This is a genomic window from Streptomyces sp. URMC 129, from assembly GCF_051386415.1.
Lineage (GTDB): Bacteria > Actinomycetota > Actinomycetes > Streptomycetales > Streptomycetaceae > Streptomyces.
Genome location: NZ_JBPQTQ010000235.1, coordinates 1 through 3,701, shown reverse-complemented (window position 1 = coordinate 3,701; position 3,701 = coordinate 1). Strand labels below are relative to the sequence as shown.

1 protein-coding gene is annotated in these 3,701 nt (G+C 69.8%); it reads left to right on the top strand.

Annotated features, from left to right (window positions below):
- On the top strand, nt 1–3,701 hold a 3,701-nt coding region (locus ACSNOC_RS27255), incomplete at both ends, for a type I polyketide synthase (protein ID WP_436750246.1).

The window sequence follows — 3,701 nt, the reverse complement described above, 5'->3', positions numbered from 1 at the left end:
TCCGATACGGAAGGGCTGGCCCTGTTCGACACCGCCACCGCGACCAGCACCACGGACCCGGTGACCGTTCCGGTGCGTCTTGATGTTCCGGTGTTGCGGGAGCGGGTGGGTAGTGGTGTGCTTCCGGCGCTGTTGAAGGGGTTGGTCCGTGTCCCGGCTCGCCGCCAGGCGGCGGCGGGCGCGGTCGGCAGCGGTGATCTGTCCCAGCGGCTGGCCGCCCTCCCCGACACCGAACAGCACAAACTCCTCCTCGACATCGTCCGCACGCATGTAGCCGCCGTCGTGGGCCACGCACCGATGTCCGTGCAAGCGGGCCGGACATTCCGCGAGTTGGGGTTCGACTCGCTCACCGCAGTGGAGCTGCGCAACAGCCTCGGAACGGCTACGGGTGTCCGGCTTCCCGCCAGCCTTGTCTTCGATTATCCGACCCCCGAAGCGCTGGGCGCCCACCTCAGGGAGCGGCTGGTCGGCTCTCAACAGACCAGCTCCGCGCCGGCCGCCGTCACCGAACGGGCCCCGGCGGACGAGCCGATCGCGATCGTCGGCATGAGCTGCCGCTACCCGGGCGGGGTACGCACGCCCGAGGATCTGTGGAAGCTGGTGACTTCGGGCTCCGATGCCATCTCCGAGTTCCCCACCGACCGTGGCTGGGATCTGGCCGCGCTTCGGGGTGGCGACAGTGGCGCGACACGTTCGAGTGCGAGCACGACCACCAAGGGCGGATTCCTGTACGACGCCGGGGACTTCGACCCGGCTCTCTTCGGTATCTCGCCGCGCGAGGCGCTGGCGATGGACCCACAGCAGCGGCTGCTGCTGGAGGTGTCATGGGAGGCATTCGAGCGGGCCGGTATGGACCCGACGTCCGTGCAGGGAACACCGATCGGCGTGTTCGCCGGGGTGATGTACCACGAGTACGGCTCGTGGCTGCAGTTCGCTCCCGAGGACGTCGAAGGCTTCATGGCGACGGGGAGTTCGGGCAGTGTCATGTCCGGGCGGGTGGCCTACACGTTCGGGCTGGAGGGTCCGGCGGTGACGGTGGACACGGCGTGCTCGTCGTCGTTGGTGGCGTTGCATCTGGCGGCGCAGGCGCTGCGGCAGGGTGAATGCACCATGGCCCTGGCCGGAGGCGTCACGGTGATGGCGAGGCCCGCGGCCTTCGTGGAGTTCAGCCGACAGGGCGGCCTGGCGCCGGACGGGCGGTGCAAGGCGTTCTCAGCCGCGGCGGACGGCACGGCGTGGTCGGAGGGCGTGGGCATGCTGCTCGTCGAGCGACTGTCCGATGCCCTGCGCAACGGGCATCCCATTCTCGCGGTGATGCGCGGCTCCGCGATCAATCAGGACGGTGCGTCGAACGGTCTGACGGCGCCGAACGGGCCTTCGCAGCAACGCGTCATCCGGCAGGCCCTCGCCAACGCAGGTCTGTCGGCGGCGGATGTGGACGCGGTCGAGGCGCACGGCACGGGCACGTCGCTGGGCGATCCGATCGAGGCTCAGGCGCTCATCGCTACATACGGGCAGGAGCGCTCTGCCGAACGGCCGCTGTGGCTGGGGTCGTTGAAGTCGAACATCGGACACGCCCAGGCGGCTGCGGGTGTCGGCGGTGTCATCAAGATGGTGCTCGCGCTGCGCAACGGGCTGCTGCCGCGCACCCTGCACGTGGACGAGCCGTCGCCCCACGTGGATTGGTCGGCGGGTGCCGTCAGCCTCCTGACCGAAGACATCGTGTGGCCGGAGAACGGGAACCCGCGTCGGGCTGCCGTCTCGTCGTTCGGGTTCAGCGGAACCAACGCCCATGTGGTCCTCGAACAGCATGTGCCGGAGCCCGCCGAGTGGTCCCGCCGCCAGGCGGGAACCGTCCCCTGGCTGTTGTCGGCCAAGGACCCGGCCGCGTTGCGGGAACAGGCTCAACGGCTCCTCGCGCACACCGAGCACCTGTCCTCCGACCAGGCCGTTACGGACGTCGCGTACTCGTTGGCGACCTCGCGTGCGCACTTGGAGCAACGCGCGGCGGTGGTCGGTGTGGACGGCGACGCCATGCTGAGCGGTCTGCGGGCGCTGGTGCGGGGCGAGTCGGCGGCCGGTCTGGTGCGCGGCATGGCGGCGCCCGGGCGGCGACTGGGGTTCGTGTTCTCGGGCCAGGGGAGCCAGCGACCCGGGATGGGCCGGGAGTTGGCCGAGGCGTTCCCGGCCTTCGCCGAAGCCTTCGACGAGGTGTGCGCGGCGTTGGACCTGTATCTGGAACGGCCGTTGCGCGATGTGCTGGCGGCGACGGACGCGGTGAACGAGACGGCGTTCGCGCAGCCGGGGTTGTTCGCGGTTGAGGTGGCGTTGTTCCGGTTGCTGGAGTCGTGGGGTGTGCGGCCGGATGTGGTGTGTGGGCATTCGGTGGGGGAGTTCGCCGCCGCGTATGTGGCCGGCGTGCTCTCGCTGGAGGACGCGGCGCGGTTGGTTGCGGCGCGTGGGCGGTTGATGGGTGCGCTGCCGCCGGGTGGGGTGATGGTGGCCGTTGCGCTGCCGGAGGGCGAAGCTCGCGCGCTGCTCAGCGGGTTCGAAGACCGGGTGAGTATCGCCGCGGTCAACGGCCCTGCCTCGGTGGTGCTGTCCGGAGACGCGGCGGCCATGAGCGAGGTGGTCAGCGGCTTGAAGAGCAAGCGGTTGTCCGTGTCGCACGCGTTCCACTCGCCGCTGATGGAGCCGGTGCTGGCGGCGTTCCGTGCGGAGCTGGAGTCGGTGTCGTTCGGCGTGCCGTCCATCCCGTTGGTGTCGACGGTGACGGGCCGGCTGGTGTCTGCCGGGGAGTTGGCGGATCCGTCGTACTGGGTGCGGCAGGTGCGGGAGCCGGTCCGCTTCGCGGACGCCGTCGAGGCCCTGGTGGGTGAGGGTGTGAGCGCTTTTGTCGAGGTGGGGCCGAGTGGGACGTTGGCCGCGTTGGCTCGGGAGTTGGTGGACGAGTCGGCGGTCGTGGTTCCTGTGCTGCGCAAGGATCGTCCGGAGGATGTGTCGGCTGCTGCTGCGCTTGCCGAGTTGCATGTGCATGGGGTGGAGGTGGACTGGGCGGGCGTGTTCGCCGGGAGTGGTGCTCGTTATGTCGATCTGCCGACCTATGCCTTCCAGCGCCGCCGCTTCTGGCTGGCGGCCGGGCCGCAGCCTGGTGATCTGACGGGCGCGGGTCTGGAGAATGCGGGCCACCCCTTGCTGGGCGCGGCGGTAGCGCTTCCGGACGGGGGAGGCGCCGTTCTCACGGGACGGTTGTCGTTGGCCGAGCACCCGTGGCTGGCGGATCACACGGTGATGGGATCTGTCCTCGTACCCGGCACGGCGATGGTGGACCTGGCTCTGCGAGCGGCACGCGAGGTGGGCTGTGACCACATCGATGAACTCGCCTTCCAGAACCCGCTGGCGGTGACCGAGCACGACACGGTGGAGATCCGGGTGACCGTCGGTGATGTCGATGCGTCGGCATCGCACCCGGTCAAGGTCTTCTCGCGGCGTGTGGGTGGGGAGTGGGTGTGTCATGCGGTGGGTGCGGTGTCGGCGGGTGCTGCCTCGGGTGTGGGGGCCGGGGAGTGGCCTGGGGTGTCGGCGTCGGGGGTGGACGTTGACGCCCTGTACGACCGGTTCGCGGAACTCGGGTTGGTGTATGGGCCGGTGTTTCGTGGGTTGCGGGTGGTGTGGCGGGTTGGGGATGAGGTGTTTGCGGA